Source organism: Candidatus Methylopumilus universalis, assembly GCF_006364435.1.
GTDB lineage: Bacteria > Pseudomonadota > Gammaproteobacteria > Burkholderiales > Methylophilaceae > Methylopumilus > Methylopumilus universalis.
The window spans coordinates 144,511-164,200 of record NZ_CP040977.1; the positions used below are offsets into that span (position 1 = coordinate 144,511).

A 19,690-nucleotide genomic window follows, 5' to 3' on the forward strand; every position below is an offset into this window, starting at 1 on the left:
TTTGTGAAAAAAGATAATCCGTCGCTGATCCGAGTTTATGGTTCCTTAATATATGAATTATTTGCTCTAATACCTATATGGATGGTAACAGGATTTATTTTTATATATTTCTTTGATGAATTTTTTGGTGCATATCGTAGACCAGTATTTCAGATTTATTTATGGCTTATGTCAGGAATTTATTTAACCTATTGCTGGACTAAATCGGGCCAGACTCTCGCAATGAGAGCATGGAAATTGAAAATAGTTTCTAGGCGTGGAACCCTTAATCAAAAATTAGCATGGAAGCGTTATATTTATGCAACCTTGGGCGTGCTTATAGGAGGTATAGGTTTTCTATGGGCACTTACCAATAAGAAACATTTGTATCTTCACGATCAAATTTTAAATAATTATTTTATTGATGTTCAGTTTTATAAATCATCATCACACCGATTGAAAAAAAGATAAGTGTAGGAATTGCTGCACAAGAAAGTGGGTGCCAGTCATTAAGAAGACCGATATATCTAAATCCTGAGTTCATAATTTGGTAGAAAATACCAAATAGAATTCCTAGAAATATTTTTACATTTTTACCTCCAGAGCGTTCTTGAAAAAATCCGAATGGTATTGCAAACAACACCATTGCAATAGATGCTAGCGGATAAATTAATTTTTCCCATAAAGCAATTTCATACCTAGTAACTTTTTGCCTATTATTTTTCAGATATTTGATGAAATGGATAAGGCCCATAGATGACATTTTTTCTGGAGAGACCAGAAGAACATTCATCATTTCAGGTTTTATAAGCGATTTCCAATTTGCACTTTTGAGAGAAATTGTAGAAATTTTATCTTGATTAAAAATTGTTTGATCAACATCCTCAAGTTTCCATTCAGATTCTTTAAAGTTGGCTTTTTTAGCATTTGTAATTGTTCTTAAATGAAAATTATTATCGAATTCGTATATACGTATATTTGACAAGCTTGTATCGGGCAAAACATGCTCAACATTAATAAAGCTATTACTATCTTTAATCCACAAACCAGATCTAAATTCTTGAGTCACAATAGACTCTTTGGCTGTAATTCTTATTTCTTGCGCTTTTTTTTCTGAAAGAGGAGTCACAAGATCTCCCACCGCAAATGTAAACAAAGTAAAAAATAGCCCTGTAAACGAAAGGGTAAACGCTATGTGCTTTATTGAGTATCCGCTTGAGCGTATAACAGTTAATTCAGAATTTTCAGAAAGCTGTCCGATGGCATACATAGATCCAATAAGGACAGCGATTGGTACGATTTCATAAACATGTCCTGGAATACTAAGAACAACATAACTAAAAATGCTAAGTAAGTTATATGTTCCTTTGCCCAAATCATTTATTTCTTGAATAAAATCAAAAAAGGACAATATACCTATGAGACCAATCATGACCCAGAAAATCGGTATAGCAAGCTCTAAATTAAGATATCGATACAAAATTTTCATTTTGTATTTAAGTTGCTTTTGAGATTAAAAAGCGGCTGATTGATTGATCGTTTATAAGTAAAATAAATCGCTGCAAATAAAAAAATAAGATGAATTGGCCAAAAACCAATGGTGACACTTACTTTTTTTAGGGAGATAAGTGTATTCATAATAGCTAAAAGATTATTGTAAATAATAAAAATTAAGACAGCAAAAATAATATTAAGAGATCTTCCCGCGCGAGGATTAGTAAAGCTTAAAGGAATAGCTAAGAAAACCAATAGAATGCATGATATAGGTGATGCAATCCTCCACTGAAGTTCTAATCGGTCGGCCAAAGTTTTTGATTTAATTACATCAGAAAGTTTTTTGCTATCAACAGTTTCTATGAAGGGCTCCACAGGTTGTTGGGCTGTCAATATGCCGTATTGGTCAAATTCTGTAGTAGAAAATTCTTTTGTATTTGGCACGCCCTCGTACCTTCGGCCTTTTTGTAAAATAATATAGTTATCACCTTTGTTTGAAATTTCTCGATGACCGTTGCTAGCAATCACAACGCCTAATTTGTTATTATGCTTTGTTTGAACAAAAATGTTTTTTACAGCACTCCCTAATTCATCAAAGCTTTCAATATAAAAGACTCGATCTAAACTTTTTGACTCTTTAAATGTCCCTGGATTAAGCCTTGACAATTCATCACGACTTTTTAATTGATTCTTAAATTGATCGGCTGTTCTGACCGCCCAAGGGTTTAAAAAAAGCGAGAGAAATGCCACCATAAATATAGCCGGCAGAGCAAAAGAAGCAATAGGCTTAATAATTTTTGCAAGACTCAAACCCGAGCTAAGCCAGATAATCATTTCGTGGTCACGATACCATCGAGAAAGGGTAAGTAGGACTGCCAAGAAAATAGATAGAGACAACAAAAGGGGTGAATATTTGATAAGATTAAGCCCTAGAATTGTTATGATTGAATCATTGGGGATAGCGCCCTTAGCTGCATATCTAAGATAAAATGTAATTCTTTGGGCCATTACAATACTTAAAAGTATTAAAAGTGCCGTAATTGAATTAACAAGCAGTTCTTTTTTTAACGAGGTTTTAAATAGCATTGATTTTTCCCGTTTTTAACATTCGAGAATATTTAAGGAATATATATGAAATTTAGCATAAAAACAGACCTCCCGGAGAAACAACGCTCAGATGTATTAGTTCTCGGAGTTTACGACTCACTTAAGGTTGCATATGACAAACCAATTTTAAGCACATCCACAATTAGTTATCTTGCTTCTATTTTGAAACATGGGGATATGAGTGGTAAGGCTGGCTCTTCTCTTATTTTATATAATGTTCCTGGAACAAAAATCCCAAAAATACTTTTAATAGGTCTAGGCAAGGAAAAAGAGCTGGATGGAAAAAAATATCGTGCCGCAGTGAGATCTATGATTGATGCTCTTAAGAAAATGGACGTTAAAACAATTGCATCTTACATACAAATTGCTCCAGTTATAGGAAGTGATATTGCGTGGAATGTTGAGCACTTTATAAATGAAGTTATGGATGCGACTTATGAATTCGCTGAGCTAAAAACAATCAATAAAAAAACTAAAAAAACTTTTGATTTTCTGGTGAATGTAGATAAGAGAAATCAAAAAATTGCTGAAGGAGCATTAAAGAAATCATTTGCGTTAGCAAAAGGGATTGAGCTTACAAAAACACTTGGCAATCTACCGCCTAATATATGTACACCAACTTATTTGGGAAAAAAAGCCCAGGAAATTGGAAAAGAACATGGCATGAAGATTGATGTTTTAGATCAAAAACAAATTGAAAAATTAAAAATGGGTTCTTTTCTTGGTGTAGCTAAAGGTAGCAGACAGCCACCAAAATTTATTGTGCTTCAGCATAATAAAGGTAAAAAAACACAAAAGCCTATTGTTTTGGTAGGTAAGGGAATTACCTTCGATGCAGGTGGCATATCAATTAAGCCTGCAGGTGATATGGATGAAATGAAATACGATATGTGTGGAGCAGCAAGTGTTCTTGGCACCTTTAAGACGATTGGCTTATTAAATCTCCCCATGAATGTTATCGGAATAATTCCAACGTGTGAGAATTTACCTGATGGTTTAGCTTTGAAACCCGGAGATATTTTAACCAGCATGTCAGGCCAAACAATTGAAGTATTAAATACTGACGCTGAAGGAAGATTGATCTTATGCGATGCATTAACTTTCGCAGAGAGATTTAATCCAGAGGTTGTAATTGATATTGCAACGCTCACCGGGGCATGCGTGATTGCTCTTGGACATCACGCTTCAGGCTTGTATAGCAATGACGATAAGTTAGCAAAAGATCTTGAATCAGCAGGCCAAATATCTATGGATCGTGCATGGCGTATGCCGTTGTGGGAAGATTATCAATCACAACTGGATAGTAACTTTGCTGATATGGCTAATATTGGCGGAAGAGCAGGAGGTAGCATTACTGCGGCTTGTTTCTTATCTAGATTTGCAAAAAAATATAAATGGGCTCATTTGGATATCGCAGGCACTGCATGGAAATCCGGAAAAGCTAAAGGAGCCACAGGAAGGCCAGTTGGATTATTAACTCAATATATTTTAAATAAAACATATTAAATCTACATGACTTATATAGATTTTTATTTTAATGTAGAAAATAAATTTAATAAAATTCACGAAATCTTAGAAAAAGAAATTTTTCGAAAAAGAAAAATACATATATCAGTAAGCGATTTAAATGGCGCAGAGTTATTAAGCGATTTTCTTTATACAGCCTCAGTTACCTCATTCCTGCCACATATGATAGGCAATCATGAAGAAAGGACGCCTGTTCATATCGATTGGGAACATAAACCTTTAAGTGATGACTTTATGGTTAATTTAAAGCCAGATATTCCATCTTCTTTTTCAAGGTACTTGAGGCTTATTGAGATTGTGTCTAACGATGAAGAAGATAAGAAAAAAGCAAGAGATCGCTTAAAGTTTTATCGTGATCGTGGTTATGAGATTAAGCTCATTGATGCGACAAAAGAAATTTAATTAGCGGGTAAGTTCCGCGTATTGAATAGCATCTAAAAAAAGCTCTTTGTTGTTTATGTTATCTTGAGATGATATTTTACAAATCCAAGTTTCATGAGGCTTGTCGTTAATTATTTCTGGAGATTTTTGAATATTAGGATTAATTTCCATCATCACACCATTGAGTGGGCCTATTAAATCAGAAGCAGTTTTGACTGATTCAATCACGCCAAAGGCAATGTCTCTTAAGATTTGACTTTGTAATTCTGGGAGTTCTACAAAAACGATATCACCTAAAAGATTTTGTGCGTAATCGGTAATGCCAATTTCATAAGTAGCGTCCCCAATAGATTTAATCCATAGGTGCTCACGCGTATAAATAAGTGTATTGGGAATATTCATAATAAATTAGATAACAGCAATTTTATCTTTAAATACATTAAGTTAATGACAAATATGTTTTTTTTGTTTATTATCGCGTAAATTTAGTATGAATAGGAGATTACCTAGTGAGAGAACGTATCAGACTTTTTTTCATCCTAAGCATCACTTTCTTTCTTGCATTATCTGCAATTTCAGTCGAAGCAAAACAATCTAAATCTAATAAACCATCAAAAGCAGAATTAGCTGGCATATCTCGAGCAGATACTAAGACTAATAAAGATGGTCTTTTAAGGGTGGCCTCGTCAAACGCTCTGATTGTAAATCAAAATACAGGCGAAGTATTGTTTGCTAAAGATACCAACACTTTAACTTCTATCGCATCTGTTACTAAGCTTATGACCGCTATGGTAACTTTAGATGCAAATCTTCCTATGGATGAAGAGATTGCCATCACCAATGAAGACGTAGATACGTTAAAAAATTCAAGTTCAAAATTGCCAGTGGGAACAGTGTTGCCCCGATCTGAATTACTTAAAATTGCTTTAATTGCTTCTGATAATCGTGCAGCATCTGCCCTTGGAAGAAATTATCCAACAGGAAAAGCTGGTTTCGTAAATGCCATGAATATTAAAGCATTACAACTTGATATGACGCGCAGTGAATTTGCAGATCCTACAGGGCTTAATAATCATAATATGTCTACAGCTGAAGACCTTGTAAAGATGGTGAAAGCTGCATACCAATACCCTGAAATTCGAGAAATTACAACGACAGCTTCATACGAAGCTTACGTTAAAGGGCATCATGCACCAGTAAATTTTAATAATACAAATGGACTGATTAGAAAGAGTGATTGGATTATTGGTTTATCAAAAACTGGTTTTATCCAAGAGGCTGGAAAATGTCTTGTCATGCAAGCTATGATAAGTGGGCAGCCTATGATTATAGTATTACTTAAATCCTATGGAAGTGCGACCCGAAGTGCAGATGCAAATAGAATTCGTAAGTGGATTGAAAAAACCTCCTCAATTTCTTATTTAAATCAATCCAAACTAGACAGCTAAACTTTTTTAGCTTTTACGACCCTCTTTTTTGCTGCAGGTTTTTTAGTGGCTATTTTTTTCTCAGATGATTTCTTGACCGTTGTTTTTTTAGCTGCAGTTTTCTTTTTACCCTTGCTCGAAGCCTCTTTATTGGTAATAAGTATTAAAGCCTCTTCCAAAGTAATTTTTTCAATATCCTGATCTTTTGGTAAGGTAACTTTGGTAGAGCCTTTTTGAAGATATGTGCCATAGCGACCATTAAAGATTTCAACCGAAAGGTTTTCTTCTGGGTCGTTACCCAAAATTCTTAAAGGTGCATTTTTAGCAATAGCTTCTGCAATTAATTCAAGGGCTCGATCCAGAGTGATATCAAAAATAGATTCGGATCTAGGAATGGATTTAAATTTGCCATCATAATTTACATAAGGTCCAAAACGTCCAATATTTACAATCACTTTTTTGCCTGTTTCAGGGTGGAGGCCCAACTCTTTAGGAAGCGATAAAAGATTTAATGCTATACCTTCATTTAAGTCACCTAATGAAATTTCCTTAGGGACGCTCACGCGCTTAGGTTTCTTTTTACTATCTTCCTCTTGAACGCCCACTTGAAGATAGGGTCCGTAGGGTCCAATTAACAGAAGAACATCTTTTCCAGTTTCAGGATCTTTGCAAACAAGCACAGGCTCATTCGGAGCGCTTGAATCACCACTTACATTTCTTGTGTAATCGCAATCAGGGTAGCCTGAGCATCCAATAAATTTCCCTCTTCTCCCAAGTCTCGAGAATAAAGGTTTACTGCATTTAGGACAGTCTTCATGGATAGCTTCTTGTGTAATTTCAGCACGATCGATATTTGATTTTTCAATAATTGTTTTGTTGAAGTCATCCCAAAAGCTTTTAAGAAGGGGAATCCATTCTTTATTATTTTCTGCGATATCATCTAAAGAGCTTTCAAGGCCTGCTGTGAAATCATAATCAACATAGCGGGTAAAATGCTCAGTTAAGAATTTATTAACCACACGACCTACATCAGTAGGCATAAATCTTTTTTTGTCGAGAATTACATATTCACGATCTTGAAGCGTAGAAATAATACTCGCATAAGTAGAAGGTCTTCCAATACCATATTCTTCTAAAGATTTTACTAGGCTAGCTTCAGAATACCTGGGAGGTGGCTCAGTGAAATGTTGATCCCCATAAATTTTATCAACAGTTAGGATTTCACCAGTTTCAAGTGGAGGCAATTTAAGAGAGTCTTCATCTTCATTAGATGCATCATCTAAGCTTTCAGTGTAGATAGCAATAAATCCTGGAAAAATTAGCGTTTGTCCAGTTGCCCTAAATAAATTTGCTTCTGAGCCAATTGCAAGATCAACACTCACAGCATCAAACTTTGCCGGTGTCATTTGGCTTGCTAGAGATCGCTTCCATATCATTTCATATAACTTAAATTGTTCAGGAGACAGTTTGCCAATAAGACTCTGGGGTGTCCGGCTTATATCAGTTGGTCTAATTGCTTCATGCGCTTCTTGCGCATTTTTAGATTTCGTTTTATAAAAAATAGGCGCTTTAGGTAAATAATCTGCTTCAAAATTTGACTGAATGTATCCTCTAATTTGATTCATCGCTTCATTTGAGAGTGAGAGTGAATCAGTTCTCATATAAGTAATTAAGCCTACGGCACCATTGCCAGTATCCAGACCTTCATAAAGCTGCTGGGCAATTCTCATTGCTCGACTCGTTGTAAAACCAAGTTTTCGAACTGACTCTTGTTGAAGTGTTGATGTCGAAAAAGGGGGCGCAGGATTCCGCGTTCTTTGTTTTTTTTCAACACGTGTGACTTTTGTTTTCCCAGCGCTTTCTAAAAGCAACTTACCAACAACATTTTCGTGATCTTCTTTTGAAGCAATAGTAAATTGCTCTACTTTTTTATTGTCGAGCTGAATGAGCTTTGCCTGGAATTTATTTTTAGACTTAATGGAATCTAAATGAATCGTCCAATATTCTTGGCTGATAAATTTTTCGATTTCAATTTCTCTTTCAATAATAAGTCTTAGTGCTGGACTCTGAACTCTTCCTGCTGATAGTCCTCTTCTAATTTTCTTCCAAAGTAGAGGTGATAAATTGAAACCTACAAGATAGTCGAGCGCTCTTCTGGCTTGCTGAGCATTGACAAGGGGCATTGATATATCTCGAGGATGTTCAATGGCATACTCGATAGCTGATTTTGTAATCTCCTGAAAAATGACCCGTTTAATTAACTTATCTTTAGTTAATTTTTTCTCGTTGAGTATTTCTAGGATGTGCCATGAAATAGCCTCTCCTTCTCTATCAGGATCCGTAGCTAAATAGACTTCATCAGATTTTTTTACGGCCCTTGCAATTTCATCCACATGTCTAGAGTTTCTTTCAATAATTGCATAATTCATTTTGAAATTATTATCTGTTTCAACGGCGCCTGTTTTTGGAACAAGGTCGCGTACATGGCCATATGATGCTAAAACTTCGAATTTATTACCAAGATACTTTTGAAGAGTTTTGGCTTTAGATGGTGATTCAACAATTAAAAGTTTAGACATTGAGGTTTCTGGATTAAAAATTTGGATGAATAATAAATTTAAATCTTGATATATACAAGATGTCTATACTAACTTAGTTAGATAAATTACGTTAATTAAATTTAAATAGTGAATTTAAGAAGCAATATTTTCTGCAAATGAAGCAATATTATTTAAGCCAGTATTAAGATTTCTGATTAAATCTTCTGTAAAAAGAAGATCATCATTTTCTTCTTTGTTGGATTGATTAAGATTTTCGAAGTCATATAGCCTTCGGTCTCCTAAGTGAGAGAGTTCAATATTAGATATGGCTCTGTATATATTATTAATTCGCCCAGGTTGCTCTTTCTCCCACTCCATCAGCATTCCTTTTATTTTTTTTCTCTGAAGATTTTCTTGTGAGCCGCATAAATTACAAGGAATAATAGGAAAATTCATACGAGAGGCATAGCTTGAAATCTCTTTTTCCGAGCAGTATGCCAAAGGCCGAATAATAATATTTTTACTATCATTAGAGATTAGCTTAGGTGGCATAGCTTTTAATTTAGAACCAAAAAACATATTAAGGAAAAGTGTCTCAACAATATCATCACGATGATGGCCCAAAGCAATTTTATTGATGTTAAGTTCTTTCGCTGTTCTGTAAATAATTCCGCGTCTTAAGCGAGAGCACAAAGAGCAGGTGGTTTTACCACTTGGTATTTTTCCTTTTACGATTGAATAAGTATCTTCAGTAACAATGAGATGCTCAACACCTAAATTTTTTAAAAAATTAGGCAATACGTCGGCTGGAAATCCCGGCTGTTTTTGATCTAAATTCATCGCAATAATATCAAAATGAATAGGCGCTCTTTCTTTAAGAGCTAGTAAAAACATCAGCAATGAATATGAATCTTTTCCGCCGCTCATACATACTAGGACTCGGTCATTATTTTCAATCATATTAAAATCAGTGATTGCTTTACCAGTTAAGCCTATAAGTTTATTCCGCAATTTGAGAAAGTTATTGGTTGCATCAATTGGAATTTGAGGAATCATAATGAAAGAGATCTTCCTCCATCGACAGCTAAAATATGACCTGTAATAAATGGAGCATCTAGCACTAAAAATTTGACTGCCATAGCAACATCTTCTGGCGTACCCATTTTTTTTAATAACGTTTGGGAAATAACTCTTTGTTTATAGATATCGTTAAATTCTTCATTATTTTCAGGCCACAAAACCGGACCAGGAGCAACAGCATTAACTCTTACATCTGGACTTAGTTCTTGGGCCAAAGATTTTGTTAAAGTTGTAAGGCCTGATTTGGCAATACTATAAATAATATAATTTTTCTTCGGTTTGTCTATATGTGTGTCAGTGATATTTATAATGCAGCCCTTATTTTTAATAAGCTGATTTGCTGCGAGTTGAGATAAAAATAAAGGTGCCTTCAAATTACTGCCAATTAGATCATTCCAATTTTTTTCATTCATTTTTCCAATTTCGGTAGGGTAATAACTTGAGGCATTATTTATGAGGATATCTAATCTGCCATAGGTATTGATTGTTTGCTCGACTAGACTTGGCAATAGTTTCATATTCACAAGATCGGCTTGAATAATACTTGCCGAATCTTTGCGGATTTTATTAAGATCTTCTTGAAGCTTTCTTGCTTCATCAGCTGAATGGCGATAGTGAATCATTAAATCGATACCCGATTCATGAAGAAGTTTGCAAATTGCTTGCCCAATTCTTTTCGCGCCGCCCGTAACCAGAGCAATTTTTCTATTAGATTTCATAGGTTTATGTATAAATGATTTCACTCTATTATAATCTAATACCTATGCCAACCATGCCTATAGCCTCGGAAATTGAGATTCAATTAAGCGAGCAATTAAAAACAAAAATCATTCAAGACATTCATTCTAATCAAGGATGGATAAGTTTTGATCGCTTTATGGAATTTGCACTTTATGACCCTGAATTCGGTTACTACACTGGAAATTTAAGAAAGTTTGGTGAAAAAGGCGACTTCGTTACGGCATCTGAAATATCAAGTTTTTTTGCCAAAACAATGTGTATTCAGTTTGAAGAAATTTTTCTATCGCTAGATAAAAATATAATAGAAATTGGGGCCGGATCAGGCAAGTTTGCTCTTGAGGTAATCCAGTCTTTGGATAGTAAAAAAATTGATCATTATTTTATTTTAGAAATAAGTCATTCATTGAGAAAGCACCAATATGAACTTTTAATAAAAAATTTGCCTCCGCATTTGTTCAGCAAGGTACAGTGGATTGATCAGATTCCGCAAGAATATAACGGGATTATTTTCTGTAATGAACTTTTAGATGCACTGCCTGTAGATTTGATAAAAAAATCGTCAGGGATTCCTTATCAAAAAGGTGTTGGTCTAGAAAAGGATCTATTTATCTGGAAAGATAAGGCAATAAAAGATCTATCAATATATGACCACATCAATCTAGAAAGTCTTCCAGACAATTACCTTGCAGAAGATGCAATTCATATTAAAAGTTGGATTAATAAAATCAGCGAATCTATTAGCAAAGGTGTTGTAATAATTATTGACTATGGATTCAATCACAGTGAGTATTTTCACGAGCAAAGATCTCAGGGAACACTAATGTGCCATTTCAAGCATCATGCTCACGACAATCCTCTTATTCAGGTTGGAATCCAAGATATTACAAGTCATGTTAATTTTAGCTATTTGGCAAGAGAGGCTTCTAGCAAAGGACTCCATATTAATGGCTTTATTTCTCAGGCAAATTTTCTTATTAATTGCGGCATATTAGAGTTGCTTGAGAAAGTAAATATAGAAGATAGTGTCTTATATATGAAATCAGTATCGGAAATTCAAAAATTATTATCCCCTTCAGAAATGGGGGATTTATTTAAAGTGATGACAATAGAAAAGAATATAGATATAAATCTTCTAGGGCTTAAAAATAACAATAAAGTCACAACGTTATGATTAATCAAGATAAAGAGGATATTAAGAGGCGGCCTATTAGGAGTTATATTCTAAGGCAAGGAAGAATTACCAAAGCTCAGACAAATGCTATTCATGAAAGCTTTCAAAAACATGCTGTGATTTTTGAAAATAAATTAATCGATTTCAATGGGGTTTTTGAAAATAAAAGTAGAGATCTTATATTGGAAATTGGATTCGGTATGGGAACTTCAACTGCTGAGATTGCAAGATCTAACTTGAATAAGAATTATGTTGCGATTGAAGTCCACTCACCCGGCGTAGGCAATTTGCTTAAGTTAATTCAAGAAAATAATATTTCTAATTTGAAAATTATTCAACATGATGCTGTGGAAGTTCTAAACTCAATGATTAAGGATGATTCTTTGGATGGTATTCATATTTTCTTTCCTGATCCATGGCCTAAAAAAAGACACCATAAAAGAAGGCTTATACAATCTAACTTACTAAAACTTATTGCGCAAAAAATTAAGAAGTCCGGATATCTTCATATCGCTACAGACTGGGAAGATTATGCTTTTTGGATTATTGATTTGTTAGATAAAGAAGACTTATTGCAAAAGATATCTGATGATTTTTTCAAAAAACCTGATTATCGTCCTTTAACGAAATATGAAAATCGAGGAATTAATCTAGGCTATAAAGTTTGGGACATGGTTTACAGGCGTATTTAGCCATTTCCCAATGATGGTTTCAGCGTCATCAACACCTTGTTTTTTTAAGCTGGAAAAAAGTTGAACAGTACATTCAATACCAAGAGATGCCCCCCACTTTTCATCAATTTCTTTTTGAACACTACGAAGTATTTTATATGAGGCTTCACGAGACAGTTTGTCTGCTTTAGTTAATAAAATATGAATAGGTTTTTTATTTAATGAAAACCACTCTAACATTTGTTGGTCAAGAGGCGTGAGTGGATGTCTTATGTCCATCACTAAAACAAGACCAAAAAGACAAACACGTTCCGACAAGTAAGTTGCTAGAGTTTTTTGCCAATGATCTTTGATAGCGTGAGGTACCTTGGCATAACCATAACCGGGCAAGTCTACTAGGAAACGATTTTCTCCCAGAGAAAAGAAATTGATAAGTTGTGTTCGCCCCGGCTGCTTACTTACGAAAGCAAGGCGATTATGATTAGCAAGCGTATTGATAGCACTAGATTTTCCAGCATTTGATCTACCAGCAAAAGCAATCTCAATGCCAGTAGGGGGAGGCAAATCACTTAAATGGTGAGCAGATATAAAATATGATGCGTTTTGAAAAATAGCCATGCGCTTTACCTAACCTGTTCAATCCAATCAAAATGCTATCACGAGAATGGGATTTTAGATAAAATGAAGGTCTTGAATATACTTTAAATACGGAGCTTTACGCAATGAGCAGTCGAAATGCTTTATTTATTCTCATCTTGTCTTTTTTAATTTCAAGTACTGCGATTTCAGAAACTATTGCTCAGAAAACTCCGCCGAAAGTAGTTGCAAATGTATGTGCGGCATGTCATGGAATCAATGGTAATAGCGCAATTTCAGCTAACCCGAAATTATCTGGACAGCACCCAGAATACCTTTATAAACAGTTAGCTAATTTTAAATCAGGCGCGCGCGCAAATGCTGTCATGTCTGGTATGGCAGGAATGCTATCAGATGCAGATATGCATTCTGTGGCAGAATATTTTTCAAATCAGACGTTAAGTTTGGGGCAAGCCAAAACAAATGGCTCAGGATCTTTAGGAGAAAAAATCTACCGAGCTGGTATCCAAGCTAATGCTGTCCCAGCATGTGCTTCATGTCATGGTCCCTCAGGTGACGGTTTGCCTATTAAATATCCTCGCTTAAGCGGCCAACACTCAGAATATGTTTTAAATCAATTAAGACAGTTTAGATTAGGTGCTCGGGCAAACGATGAAGCAAAAATGATGCGAACTATTGCGGCTAAACTGACGGATCAAGAAATGGAAGCAGTAGCTGATTATATCCAAGGCTTAAGATAAACCCTTCTCGTTCTTATTTAATCACTGCAACTTCTTTGCAGTTTTCGTAGTCGAAACTTTTCATTTTTAAAAATGAGTCATTTTGAAATCTACTACATTTAATGCCAGAAAAATAAACCAACTTCTGAGCTCAATGAGCTTTGCAGTCTCGATGCTTGTATTTTTGGGTATTGCATCAATCATAGGCACAATTCTTAAGCAAAATGAGCCATATGAAAATTACATTATTAAATTTGGTCAATTTTGGTTTGGATATTTTGAAAAGATTGGCCTCTATGATGTTTATCACAGCATTTGGTTTTTAACGATCCTACTTTTCTTAGTCATATCTACAACGCTTTGCATTTCTAAAAATACACCAGCAATTCTTAAAGATTTTCTAGTATTTAAAGACTCTTTGGAGGAGAAATCTCTTCTATCCTTCTCGCACCATCTTGTTATAAAAAATAAAAAGAATGTGAATGTTTCAAAAATTCTTAATTATTTAAAGCAAGTTAAATTTAAGATCAAAGAGAAATCAAAAGAAAATGGTGATATTTTAATTGTAGCCAAAAAAGGTAATTATCAGCGTTTAGGTTATATTTTGACTCATGTGGGCGTAGTAGTAATTTGCTTGGGCGGACTATTGGATGGAAATTTAACTTTTAAAGCTCAAGAGTTGCTAGGGTATAAAAAGATAGAAACATTAGATATACCAGCATCAAAAGTCCCAGAGGTCAGCAGGTTAAGTTCTGACAATACTTCATTTAGGGCGAATATGACGCTTGTTGAAGGTGGTTCAGATAATGTTGCATTTGTGAGAATGAAGGATGGGTATCTTGTACAAGATTTACCTTTCAAAATAACTTTAAAAGATTTTAGAATTAACCATTATTCAACAGGCATGCCAAAATCATTTGAAAGTGATTTGGTTATTTCCGATCCAGAATTCCCCCAAAGTATAGAAAAAACAATTAGTGTGAACCATCCTTTTACTTATAAAGGTATTGCAATATATCAATCAGATTTCCAGGATGGCGGTACAAAACTCGATATTAAATTACGGAGCTTATTCAATTCGAATGCCCCTCAAAAAATAGGCGGACAAATCTTTGAAAAAGTTAAATTGGATAAAGATCAAATCACCTATGAATTTAATGATTTTAGGAAGTTTAATATATTGCATTTAAAAGAGGGCGAGAAAGAAAAACCCAGAAATGTAGGCCCAAGCGTTACCTATAAAATTAGAAATAACTCAGGACAGGCTCGCGAATACCTTTCATATCAATATGCCATGGAAATTGATGGACGTTCTTTCTTTATTACCGGCATGAGAGAAACGCCGCAAGAAGAGTTCAAATATTTAAAAGTTCCTGCAGATAAAAAAGGGTCAATTGATGACTTTATGTTATTTAAAGAGGCACTTCAAAATGAAGCTTTGATTTCGGCTGTCGCAAAGAAAATAGCAAATCAATCCATGAATGCAGACAAAAATGATACTGTTAAAGAATCGTTTGAAAATAGTGTCAATAAATTAATGACCTTATTTGCACAGGGAGGATTTTCAAGTGTTTCTGAAAACTTAGATAGAAATATCCCTCCTAGTGAAAAAGAAAAAGCCGCACAGACTTATTTAAAAATTATTGATATTGCATCAGTCGAGCTTTATAGAAATCGATTTAATTTTTTAGGAAAAGAGCTTGATCAAGGGCGTATTAAATTTATTCAAGACTCGTTAAATGCATATAGCGACATGTTTTTCTTTGGATCTCCTTATTATTTTGAATTGACGAATTACGAACAAAAAGAGGCAAGCGGACTTCAGCTGACTAAATCGCCTGGACAATTTTGGGTGTATTTGGGGTCTTTAAGTTTAGTGCTTGGTATTTTTTCAATGATTTATTTACATGAAAGAAAATTTTGGTTACTTATTAAGGCAAAAGGTGGCGTTATATTTGCACTGAGCTCTAATCGCAAAAATATAGATTTTGAAAGTGATTACAAAAAATTAACTAACGATATTCGGAAAATTATTCAATGATAGGTGAGCTATGTTAACTAAATTATTTAAATCTTCAAAAACAACTTCTCAAACATTTAATGTTTTGTATCTGATCTTTTTGTTAGGTGGTGCTTTGTACGCACTAAAAACATTTCATAGCTACATGGATATTTACGAAAAGGTAATTTTATTCGGAAGTGTTGGTTTTTTTAGTTGGCTTGGTTGGAGCTGGAGTCATTTTAAAAAAATCACAATATTAGTTTTTATAATCAGTCTTTTCTCTATCCAGCTATATAAAGGGGTGTTAATCAATAACGAACAAGTTTTTTTATTGAAATATTTAATAGCAAGCCAACCGGCCATTATGTGGATGAATGTGTTTTTTGTTTTATCACTTTTACTGTATTGGATAGGACTTCTTACAAAAAATAATTTCCTTGATGATATTGCATCCTCTTTTACATCAGTGGCTACTCTATTTGGATTTATTGGATTACTAGTAAGATGGTATGAATCTTACTTAATAGGTCTCGATGTTGGTCATATTCCGATTAGTAACTTATATGAAGTATTTATTTTATTTTGCTTAATCACATCGCTTTTATATTTATTTTACGAAGAAAAATTAAATACTAAAAAGCTAGGCGCATTTGTACTAATTATTATTAATGCAGCTGTAGGATTTATTTTATGGTACACATTTGATCGTCAAGCAGATGGAGTGCAGCCATTGGTGCCAGCGCTTCAATCTTATTGGATGAAAATACATGTACCCGCAAATTTCATTGGATATGGATCTTTTTCATTGGCAGCCATGGTGTCGGTAGCTTATTTACTTTCAGGTAAAAAAATACTCACTTCTTATTTACCAAAACCAGCTGTACTTGATGATCTTATTTATAAATCTATTGCAATTGGATTTATCTTTTTTACAATCGCAACGATATTAGGCGCTATATGGGCGGCGGAAGCTTGGGGCGGTTATTGGTCATGGGATCCTAAAGAAACATGGGCGCTGATTGTTTGGTTAAATTACGCAGCCTGGCTTCATTATCGAATCGTCAAAGGCTTAAGAGGTTCTATTTTAGCTTGGTGGGCTTTGATTGGACTCATTATTACTACTTTCGCTTTTTTAGGCGTTAATATGTTTTTATCTGGGCTACATTCATATGGCGAATTATAATTCCATATAAAATGAACTTTCAAATATGATCCAAAAAAATATAGTCGAAATTAAAAATCTATCTTTTGGCTACGATAATCGTATGCTTCATAAAGATATCAATATGGTTTTTCCTCGGGGTAAAGTCACGGCTATTATGGGTGGAAGTGGTTGTGGTAAAACAACTATTCTTCGTTTGATTGGTGGGCAAATTAAACCTAAGGCAGGTCAGGTTTCTGTTGACGGCAAGATTGTTCACAAACAAGATAGGCAAGGCATTTATGAATTGCGAAGAAAAATGGGCATGCTTTTCCAGCATGGCGCACTTTTTACAGACTTGTCTGTATTTGACAATGTGGCATTTCCAATTCGTGAACATACAAAATTACCTGAAAGCATGATTCGTGATTTAGTGCTTATGAAACTTAACGCTGTAGGTCTTCGAGGAGCTCATAAGCTTATGGCTACTGAACTCTCAGGCGGCATGGCAAGACGTGTTGCACTTGCAAGAGCCATTGCATTAGACCCAGATATTATTATGTATGACGAGCCTTTTGCAGGATTAGACCCTATTTCTATGGCAGTGATTTGTGACCTCATTAGAACGCTCAACGATGCGTTAGGGGCAACTTCAATTATTGTGACGCATGATGTAGAAGAAGCTTTTTCTTTTGCAGACTATATTTATTTTATTGCAGATGGAATCGTCGCTGCAGAGGGCACACCGAAAGAACTATCAAAATCTAAACTGCCTTTTGTGCATCAATTTGTTCATGGCGAAAAAGACGGTCCCGTCCCATTCCATTACAATGCACCTAGTTACAAAAAAGATATTTACGAGTCTATTTAATCATGAACCCAATTTTTAAAATTTTAAGTGGCCTAGGTAGCCAAGTGACTTCAAGAATTTGGCGTCTTGGCTCTGCTACACGTTTATTTTTATTAACTCTAATTTATTCAGGTGAAAGTTTTAGGCGTATTCATTTAACGATCCGTGAAATTTATTTTACTGGGGTGATGTCTTTAATTATTATCATAGTGTCAGCTTTTTTCGTAGGCATGGTCTTAGGTTTGCAAGGTTATTACACGCTTCAAAAATATGGCTCATCAGAATCTATTGGTGTTTTGGTGGCATTAGCGCTCCTAAGGGAGCTTGGACCCGTGATAACCGCACTCTTATTTGCTGGTAGAGCTGGCACAGCAATCACTGCTGAAATTGGCTTAATGAAGGCTACCGAGCAATTATCGGCTATGGAAATGATGGCCGTAAGCCCCATTGCTAGAATTATTGCCCCAAGATTTTGGGCGGGCGTCATTTCAATGCCCATATTAGCTTCCATTTTTTCAATGGTAGGAGTGATGGGCGGTTATTTGGTTGCAGTGCCCATCATCGGTGTTGATCACGGTGCATTTTGGTCACAGATGAACGTAAATATTGATTTTAGATTTGATGTGATTAACGGGCTGATTAAGAGCGTTGTATTTGGAATTGCTTGTACGATTATTGCCCTCTATGAAGGCTTCGACGCCCCTCCAACAGCAGAAGGCGTTAGTCGAGCCACCACAAGAACTGTCGTGACTTCTTCATTGACCGTTTTGGGATTAGATTTTATTTTAACTTCGTTTATGATTGCGCATTGATATAGGATTGGAGTAAATATGGATAAGACAACATTAGACATTTGGGTAGGTTTATTTGTAGCGATGGGAATTGCTGCACTTATGGGCCTTGCTATGAAAGTAGGAAACCTAACAAGCAACACACTAGGTGAAACCTATGCAGTCACGGCAAATTATGAGAATATTGGAGGCCTCAAACCAAGAGCGCCTGTTAAGAGTTCTGGTGTTGTTGTAGGCCGTATTGATAGCATCAAATTTGACACCAAAGCTTATCAAGCTGTTGTGACCTTAAAAATAGACAAAAGATATCCGTTTCCTAAAGATACTTTTGCAAATATTTATACATCAGGATTATTAGGTGAACAATATATTAGTTTAGAAGCAGGTGGCGATGATCACTTTCTTAAAGAGGGAGATCGTATTTCTAAGACTCAAGATGCGGTTGTATTAGAAAAGCTCATCAGTCAGTTTTTATATAACAAAGCCACTGAAGAGCCTAAAAAATAATTAAAATTTAAAAGGAATTTTAAAGCTATGAAAAAGTTTTTATTAGTGATCTTAAGTCTAATGATGTCGATGAGCATATTTGCTGCAGAGGCGCCTGATGTTTTTGTTAAGAAAATAGCCGATGAAATTTTTGAAATTTTAAAAACAGATAAAGATTTAAAAGCAGGGAATAGAGAAAAAGCTTATAAAATTACTGAAGAGAAGATATTGCCTTATTTTGATTTTGATCGCATCTCTAGACTTGTATTAGGTAAAGCTTATCCAGCTGCAACAAAAGAAGAGCAGGAGGCCTTCAAAAAAGAATTTAGAACTATGCTTGTAAAAACTTATGGTACCGCTCTATTGAGATTTAAAGATCAGAAGCTCAACTATAAGCCAGCCCGATTTGAGACCACAGACGAGGAAGTGTTAATTAAAACAGAGGTATTACAACCAGGTGCACCACCTTTGCCTATTGATTACATGCTTGAAAAAGATGGTAATTCATGGAAAGTTTTTGACATTATTATTGAAGGAGTGAGCTTGGTAACAAATTATCGCGGCCAATTTGGTAATGAAATTAAACAGAATGGAATGGCTTCTCTTATTGCAAAACTTGCCGAGAAGAATGCTAATTTTGATAAGACCGCAAACAAATGATCGATTTTGATAAAAATCAATGGAATTTAAGTGGCGATCTTACGATTGAAAAGATACCCGCCATCATTGATTTAATTAATAAACAAGAAGCAGATAAAAAAACAACAATTGATTTTTCAAAAGTAACTTCAATTGATACTTCAACATTAAGTTTAATTTTTGAATTACAAAGACAAGCTAAGAAATCTCGATCACATTTTACTTTTAAGAATTTACCAAAGAATTTAAATAGCCTTGCTAAATTATACGGGGTGGAAGATCTTGTATCTTCCCTTCATTAAAGCCCTCTTCTTAAATTTCATTTTAAGAAACTTCCTTTACTCATT

General features: G+C 34.8%; 21 protein-coding genes. 14 read left to right on the forward strand and 7 right to left on the reverse strand.

All coding sequences use genetic code 11. The annotated features are described in order from the left end of the window. The first annotated feature begins 3 nt into the window (after window positions 1-3). Window positions 4-450 (forward strand): RDD family protein, encoded by a 447-nt coding sequence (locus FIT70_RS00805; RefSeq protein ID WP_139874171.1) that lies wholly within the window; start codon window positions 4-6, stop codon window positions 448-450. Here the strand turns inward: FIT70_RS00805 and lptG are convergent. Both lptG and lptF read right to left on the reverse strand, forming a co-directional pair. Beyond that, on the reverse strand, window positions 398-1,468 hold the full coding sequence (lptG, locus tag FIT70_RS00810; RefSeq protein ID WP_139930341.1) for an LPS export ABC transporter permease LptG: 1,071 nt from the start codon (window positions 1,466-1,468) through the stop codon (window positions 398-400). The two genes, FIT70_RS00805 and lptG, sit on opposite strands and share 53 nt — an antisense overlap. Then, complete coding sequence (lptF, locus tag FIT70_RS00815; protein WP_139874173.1) at window positions 1,465-2,559, reverse strand: LPS export ABC transporter permease LptF; 1,095 nt, start codon at window positions 2,557-2,559, stop codon at window positions 1,465-1,467. Before lptF ends, lptG begins: the two co-directional genes overlap by 4 nt. A 45-nt stretch (window positions 2,560-2,604) precedes the next feature. Here lptF and FIT70_RS00820 point away from each other — a divergent pair, with 45 nt between their 5' ends. Both FIT70_RS00820 and FIT70_RS00825 read left to right on the forward strand, forming a co-directional pair. Further along, window positions 2,605-4,086 (forward strand): leucyl aminopeptidase, encoded by a 1,482-nt coding sequence (locus tag FIT70_RS00820; RefSeq protein WP_139874174.1) that lies wholly within the window; start codon window positions 2,605-2,607, stop codon window positions 4,084-4,086. Window positions 4,087-4,092: 6 nt separating this feature from the next. Then, window positions 4,093-4,509, forward strand: coding sequence for a DNA polymerase III subunit chi (locus FIT70_RS00825; protein ID WP_139874175.1), 417 nt, complete (start codon window positions 4,093-4,095; stop codon window positions 4,507-4,509). On the opposite strand, the gene gcvH is transcribed toward FIT70_RS00825, so the two are convergent. Further along, a complete protein-coding gene (gcvH, locus tag FIT70_RS00830) occupies window positions 4,510-4,890 on the reverse strand; it encodes a glycine cleavage system protein GcvH (RefSeq protein ID WP_139874177.1) in 381 nt (126 codons plus the stop codon). It abuts the gene before it with no gap. Window positions 4,891-4,997: 107 nt separating this feature from the next. On the opposite strand from gcvH, the gene FIT70_RS00835 reads away from it, so the two are divergent. Then, window positions 4,998-5,936 carry a serine hydrolase gene (locus tag FIT70_RS00835; protein WP_223255728.1) on the forward strand — a complete coding sequence of 313 codons (939 nt, stop codon included), beginning with the start codon at window positions 4,998-5,000 and terminating at the stop codon, window positions 5,934-5,936. Here the strand turns inward: FIT70_RS00835 and topA are convergent. The 3 genes from topA to FIT70_RS00850 form a co-directional block, all read right to left on the reverse strand. Next, window positions 5,933-8,494 carry a type I DNA topoisomerase gene (topA, locus tag FIT70_RS00840; protein ID WP_139874180.1) on the reverse strand — a complete coding sequence of 854 codons (2,562 nt, stop codon included), beginning with the start codon at window positions 8,492-8,494 and terminating at the stop codon, window positions 5,933-5,935. The genes FIT70_RS00835 and topA overlap by 4 nt on opposite strands. A 114-nt stretch (window positions 8,495-8,608) precedes the next feature. Then, a complete protein-coding gene (ttcA, locus tag FIT70_RS00845) occupies window positions 8,609-9,511 on the reverse strand; it encodes a tRNA 2-thiocytidine(32) synthetase TtcA (protein WP_139874181.1) in 903 nt (300 codons plus the stop codon). Beyond that, complete coding sequence (locus tag FIT70_RS00850) at window positions 9,508-10,254, reverse strand: pteridine reductase (RefSeq protein WP_139874182.1); 747 nt, start codon at window positions 10,252-10,254, stop codon at window positions 9,508-9,510. Before FIT70_RS00850 ends, ttcA begins: the two co-directional genes overlap by 4 nt. Window positions 10,255-10,268: 14 nt before the next feature. On the opposite strand from FIT70_RS00850, the gene FIT70_RS00855 reads away from it, so the two are divergent. Both FIT70_RS00855 and trmB read left to right on the forward strand, forming a co-directional pair. Then, window positions 10,269-11,447 (forward strand): class I SAM-dependent methyltransferase, encoded by a 1,179-nt coding sequence (locus tag FIT70_RS00855; RefSeq protein WP_139874183.1) that lies wholly within the window; start codon window positions 10,269-10,271, stop codon window positions 11,445-11,447. Then, window positions 11,444-12,139, forward strand: a complete 696-nt coding sequence (gene trmB, locus FIT70_RS00860; protein WP_139874184.1) for a tRNA (guanosine(46)-N7)-methyltransferase TrmB — start codon at window positions 11,444-11,446, stop codon at window positions 12,137-12,139. Before FIT70_RS00855 ends, trmB begins: the two co-directional genes overlap by 4 nt. Here the strand turns inward: trmB and yihA are convergent. After that, a complete protein-coding gene (gene yihA, locus FIT70_RS00865) occupies window positions 12,098-12,736 on the reverse strand; it encodes a ribosome biogenesis GTP-binding protein YihA/YsxC (RefSeq protein ID WP_139874185.1) in 639 nt (212 codons plus the stop codon). The two genes, trmB and yihA, sit on opposite strands and share 42 nt — an antisense overlap. A gap of 104 nt (window positions 12,737-12,840) precedes the next feature. Here yihA and FIT70_RS00870 point away from each other — a divergent pair, with 104 nt between their 5' ends. The 8 genes from FIT70_RS00870 to FIT70_RS00905 all read left to right on the forward strand — a co-directional run bounded on the left by FIT70_RS00870 (window position 12,841) and on the right by FIT70_RS00905 (window position 19,645). Continuing rightward, window positions 12,841-13,455 carry a c-type cytochrome gene (locus FIT70_RS00870; protein ID WP_139930343.1) on the forward strand — a complete coding sequence of 205 codons (615 nt, stop codon included), beginning with the start codon at window positions 12,841-12,843 and terminating at the stop codon, window positions 13,453-13,455. Window positions 13,456-13,537: 82 nt separating this feature from the next. Then, entirely contained in the window at window positions 13,538-15,475 is a 1,938-nt protein-coding gene (locus FIT70_RS00875) for a cytochrome c biogenesis protein ResB (protein WP_317615555.1), read from the forward strand. A 10-nt stretch (window positions 15,476-15,485) separates the two neighbouring features. Continuing rightward, on the forward strand, window positions 15,486-16,619 hold the full coding sequence (gene ccsB, locus FIT70_RS00880; RefSeq protein ID WP_139884182.1) for a c-type cytochrome biogenesis protein CcsB: 1,134 nt from the start codon (window positions 15,486-15,488) through the stop codon (window positions 16,617-16,619). A gap of 28 nt (window positions 16,620-16,647) precedes the next feature. Beyond that, window positions 16,648-17,448, forward strand: coding sequence for an ABC transporter ATP-binding protein (locus tag FIT70_RS00885; RefSeq protein WP_139929286.1), 801 nt, complete (start codon window positions 16,648-16,650; stop codon window positions 17,446-17,448). Window positions 17,449-17,450: 2 nt separating this feature from the next. After that, window positions 17,451-18,239, forward strand: coding sequence for a lipid asymmetry maintenance ABC transporter permease subunit MlaE (gene mlaE / locus FIT70_RS00890; protein WP_139874188.1), 789 nt, complete (start codon window positions 17,451-17,453; stop codon window positions 18,237-18,239). Window positions 18,240-18,257: 18 nt separating this feature from the next. Beyond that, window positions 18,258-18,725, forward strand: a complete 468-nt coding sequence (gene mlaD / locus FIT70_RS00895; protein WP_139870989.1) for an outer membrane lipid asymmetry maintenance protein MlaD — start codon at window positions 18,258-18,260, stop codon at window positions 18,723-18,725. Between the two features lie 27 nt (window positions 18,726-18,752). Continuing rightward, window positions 18,753-19,364 (forward strand): MlaC/ttg2D family ABC transporter substrate-binding protein, encoded by a 612-nt coding sequence (locus FIT70_RS00900; RefSeq protein WP_139870991.1) that lies wholly within the window; start codon window positions 18,753-18,755, stop codon window positions 19,362-19,364. After that, window positions 19,361-19,645, forward strand: a complete 285-nt coding sequence (locus tag FIT70_RS00905) for an STAS domain-containing protein (protein WP_139869989.1) — start codon at window positions 19,361-19,363, stop codon at window positions 19,643-19,645. The genes FIT70_RS00900 and FIT70_RS00905 overlap by 4 nt, the downstream gene beginning before the upstream one ends. The last annotated feature ends 45 nt before the right edge of the window (window positions 19,646-19,690 follow it).